Annotated in this window: 7 protein-coding genes; all 7 read left to right on the top strand. The window is 61.5% G+C overall.

Annotation, left to right across the window (positions count from 1 at the left end):
* Positions 1-204 (top strand): RrF2 family transcriptional regulator (locus IL54_RS15800; RefSeq protein WP_037478898.1); only part of this gene is annotated, 204 nt, incomplete at its 5' end.
* Positions 201-1,685: a Fe-S cluster assembly protein SufB gene (gene sufB / locus IL54_RS15795; protein ID WP_037476826.1), complete on the top strand. Its 1,485-nt coding sequence runs from the start codon at positions 201-203 to the stop codon at positions 1,683-1,685. The genes IL54_RS15800 and sufB, both read left to right, overlap by 4 nt.
* Positions 1,685-2,185, top strand: a complete 501-nt coding sequence (locus IL54_RS23150; RefSeq protein ID WP_237748909.1) for an endonuclease domain-containing protein — start codon at positions 1,685-1,687, stop codon at positions 2,183-2,185. The genes sufB and IL54_RS23150 overlap by 1 nt, the downstream gene beginning before the upstream one ends.
* Positions 2,178-2,432, top strand: coding sequence for a hypothetical protein (locus tag IL54_RS24295; protein WP_156106241.1), 255 nt, complete (start codon positions 2,178-2,180; stop codon positions 2,430-2,432). The genes IL54_RS23150 and IL54_RS24295 overlap by 8 nt, the downstream gene beginning before the upstream one ends.
* A gap of 3 nt (positions 2,433-2,435) precedes the next feature.
* A complete protein-coding gene (locus IL54_RS15785; RefSeq protein ID WP_037476824.1) occupies positions 2,436-2,891 on the top strand; it encodes a hypothetical protein in 456 nt (151 codons plus the stop codon).
* Between the two features lie 172 nt (positions 2,892-3,063).
* On the top strand, positions 3,064-3,810 hold the full coding sequence (gene sufC / locus IL54_RS15780; protein ID WP_037476823.1) for a Fe-S cluster assembly ATPase SufC: 747 nt from the start codon (positions 3,064-3,066) through the stop codon (positions 3,808-3,810).
* Between the two features lie 130 nt (positions 3,811-3,940).
* Positions 3,941-4,355: SufD family Fe-S cluster assembly protein (locus IL54_RS15775; RefSeq protein WP_037478895.1), on the top strand; the 415-nt coding region annotated here is incomplete at its 3' end.

The raw sequence follows: 4,355 nt of genomic DNA, 5'->3' as shown, positions 1-4,355 counted from the left end.
CCGCCCGCCACCATCACGCTCGCCGATGTGGTGGAAGCGGTCGAAGGGCCGATCGCCATGACCGCCTGCGCCGACACGGGCACGCATGACTGCACGCTGGAGCAGGATTGCCGCATTCGCCCGCATATGAACGTCGCCAATGAAGCGATCCGCGCTGCCCTGGCTGGCGTGACCATCGCCAGCCTTACACGAGAAATGGCATGACCGAGCAAATCACGACTGTCCGTAACCAGGAAGCGCAGGACGCGGCCGATCGCGCCTCGACCTACGAACATGGCTGGTCGTCCGCCATCGAACAGGATTTCGCGCCCAAGGGGCTGAACGAGGACACGGTTCGCTTCATCTCCGCCAAGAAGAAGGAGCCGCAATGGCTGCTCGACTGGCGACTGAAGGCGTTCGCGATGTGGAAGACGATGACGCCGCCTGACTGGGCGAAGCTCAACGTCCCCCCGATCGACTATCAGGACGCCTATTATTATGCCGAACCGAAGAAAAAGGTAGAGCTGGATTCGCTTGATGAGGTCGATCCCGAAATCCTGGCCACCTACAAGAAATTGGGCATCCCCATTGCCGAGCAGGAAGTGCTGGCCGGAGTGAAGGGCTCGCGCCGCGTCGCGGTCGATGCCGTGTTCGATTCGGTGTCCGTCGCCACCACTTTTCGCAAGGAGCTGGAGGAGGCCGGCGTCATCTTCCGCTCGATCAGCGAGGCGGTGCGCGAATATCCCGATCTGGTGAAGAAGTGGATGGGCAAGATCGTGCCGATGCACGACAATTATTTCGCGACGCTCAACTGCGCCGTCTTTTCTGACGGCACCTTCGTATATATCCCGAAGGGCGTCCGCTGCCCGATGGAGCTGTCCACCTATTTCCGCATCAACGCGGAAAATACCGGCCAGTTCGAACGCACGCTGATCGTGGCCGACGAAGGCAGCTATGTCTCCTATCTGGAAGGCTGCACCGCGCCGATGCGCGACGAAAATCAGTTGCACGCTGCCGTTGTTGAACTGGTCGCGCTGGACGATGCCGAAATCAAATATTCGACCGTCCAGAACTGGTATCCCGGCGACGCGGACGGGAAGGGCGGCATCTATAATTTCGTCACCAAGCGCGCCTTGTGCCAGGGCAAGAACAGCAAGGTCAGCTGGACTCAGGTGGAAACCGGGTCGGCGATCACCTGGAAATACCCGTCCTGCGTCCTGAACGGCGACAACAGCGTCGGCGAATTCTACTCGGTCGCGCTCACGAACAACAGACAGCAGGCCGACACCGGCACCAAGATGATCCACAACGGGAAGAACACCCGCTCGACCATCGTGTCGAAGGGGATCAGCGCGGGCCGATCGAACAACACCTATCGCGGGCTTGTGCGGGTTGCACCGGGCGCGGAGGGCGTGCGCAACTTCACCCAATGCGACAGCCTGCTGCTGGGTGACCAGTGCGGCGCACATACCGTCCCCTATATCGAGGTCCGCAACCCCAGCGCCCAGATCGAACATGAAGCGACGACCAGCAAGATCAGCGACGACCAGTTGTTCTACGCCATGCAACGCGGCCTGGACGCGGAGAGCGCGGTCAGCCTGATCGTGAATGGTTTTGCGCGGGAGGTTCTGCAGCAATTGCCGATGGAGTTCGCGGTGGAAGCGCAGAAATTGCTAGGTATTTCGCTTGAGGGGTCAGTCGGCTAGTGGGCAAGCAGACCGATCTTAACGACTGGGCGATCCAGATCGACTCCCCTCCCCTTCAGGGGAGGGGCCGGGGGTGGGGCGTCTCAGCCGGGCAGCTCGATTCGATGGCGACATATGCCCGCGCCAATCGCCGCAAACCAACCGAGCCGGAAAAGCGGCTGTGGAGTATTCTCGCGCGTTCGCAGCTTGGAGGTTATAAATTCCGTCGACAGGCCGTGATCGGCAACGCCATCGCTGATTTTCTGTGCCCTCGTAAAGCGCTGGTGGTGGAAATTGACGGGCACACGCATGGCGATCAGACGGCTGACGCGCGGCGTACCGATCAATTGGAAGTGCATGGCTATCATGTCTTTCGGGTCACGAATGATGACGTGATGCGCAATCTGGAAGGTGTGGGACGAGCGCTGCTCGATTGCCTCGAAAGCCTCCCCGATCCGCGAACGCCCCACCCCAACCCCTCCCCTGAAGGGGAGGGGCTTGAAGGAGTGAGTCATGAGTGAGTCGGTCTTGAAGCTGGTCGCTTTGACTCAAACGACTGGCCTCGAACCCGAAACGGGTGATTGGACAAAAGTGTCGGTCTTTTGGTTCGACGGTCTGATGCCCCATAGTGTCCGTGTTGCTGGAGAAGCAGATCGGGCGCTGGACTATTTTTCGTCGGATGGGACACCGCATGATCCTCCAGGCGAAGGTTTTATCGACCGAGACGCGCAGAGCGCGATCTCGTTTCTGCTTGATCTAAAGGACTGAAAATTGAGCGACGAAGACGATATTCAGGATGCCCTCGCGGATTTCGCGGAGGATGTCGGTAATGGCCAGTCATGGACCGCCGCGATCCGTATCCTGACCGAGGATTATGAGCTGGAAGAAGGCGAGTTGGAGCCCCGCGCCCGCGCTGATTTCGGCGATCTCGACGCGTTCGAGGCCGCCAGCCGCGATGCCCTGCAAAAGGCGGACGCGGCGATGACGGAGAAGCTGCGCAAGGACAAGGCTTTCCACAAGGCGAAGGCGCCCAACCTCGCTCGCATGGGGCCGGTCAGCGAATTCGTCGTCGCGCTGCTGGAAAAGGGGCCGCCAGAGGGCGAGGCCGACTGGTGGCCCTATATGCCGGTCAAGCGCTACATCGACACGCTCTTCCCCGCGCCGGGCGACGTGCGCGACATGGCCTTCTGGACCGCCCGCACCCTCCAGCGCGCGCACGAAGGCTAAGAGATGTGCGGAGCATCCTTCATCCTCCCCTGGCAGGGGAGGTGGCAGGGCGCAGCCCTGACGGAGGGGTGTCCCGCCATCGATAGGGTGACACCCCTCCACCATCGCGATGCGATGGTCCCCCTCCCCTTACAGGGGAGGATTTCAAATATTGCACCGCCGGGAATGATCCATGCTTAATATCGACAACCTGACCAACACCATCGACGGCAAGACGATCCTGAAAGGTCTGTTGCTCACCATCAACGCGGGCGAAATCCACGCGATCATGGGGCCGAACGGCGCGGGCAAGTCGACGCTGGCCTATACGCTGGGCGGACGGCCAGGCTATGACGTGACCGGCGGCGAGGCGCTCTACGACGGTGTGAACTTGTTCACATTGGAGCCGCACGAGCGCGCCGCGGCCGGGCTTTTCCTGGGCTTTCAATATCCGGTCGAGATCCCCGGCGTCTCCAACCTGCAATTCCTGCGCGAAAGCCTCAACAGCCAGAAGCGCGCGCGCGGCGAGAAGGAACTGAACGGCGGCGAATTCATCCGCCTCGCCAAGGAAAAGGCCGCGCTGCTCGGCCTCGACATGGACATGCTCAAGCGGCCGGTAAATGTCGGCTTTTCGGGCGGCGAAAAGAAGCGCGCCGAAATGGTGCAGATGGGCATACTCGATCCCAAGCTCGCGATCCTGGACGAGACCGACTCCGGCCTCGACATCGACGCGCTCAAGATCGTCGGCGCCGGCATCAACGCGATCATGCGCAAGCCCGACAAGGCCGTGCTGCTCATCACCCATTATCAGCGGCTGCTCGACTATGTGAAGCCCGACTTTGTGCATGTGCTGGCCGATGGCCGCATCGTCAAATCGGGCGGTCCCGAATTGGCGCTGGAACTGGAACGCGAAGGCTATGCTGAAGTGGTTGCCGCATGACGCACAGCCTTGCCTCTTTTCCTGCCGTCATCCCGGACTTGATCCGGGATCTATTGGCTCTACCCAGCATGATCGCGCGACGCGTGCGCGCATGGAACCCGGATCAGGTCCGGGATGACGGAGCTATATGATGGCATCCGTTGTTCTGCCCACTCGCCGCCAGGAAGACTGGCGCTATAGCGATCTGGAGGCTGTCGCTTCGCTGTGGCCCTTGCCCGCACCGGCCCGCATCGATGTGGCCACAGGCGACACCGCCAACCACCATCTGCTGCAGGATGCCGCCGATGGCAGTGCAGCGGTGCATGACTATGTCATCAACGTCGCCGACGATGCGCGCTGCGATTTCCACCTGCTCAACATCGGTGGCAAGCTCGGCCGCGTGACCTTTGCCGTCACGTTGGGCGCGCGCGCGCATTTCGGGCTGCATGGCGCGATCATCGGCGGTGTTGACCAGACGCTGGAGATCATCACCTCGGTCACCCATGCGCAGCCCGACGCGACCAGTGGCCAGACCGTCCGGTCGGTCCTGGGCGGCCGCGCCACCG

The organism is Sphingobium sp. ba1 (genome assembly GCF_000743655.1).
Taxonomy (GTDB): domain Bacteria; phylum Pseudomonadota; class Alphaproteobacteria; order Sphingomonadales; family Sphingomonadaceae; genus Sphingobium.
This window is presented reverse-complemented; position numbering and strand designations above follow the sequence as displayed.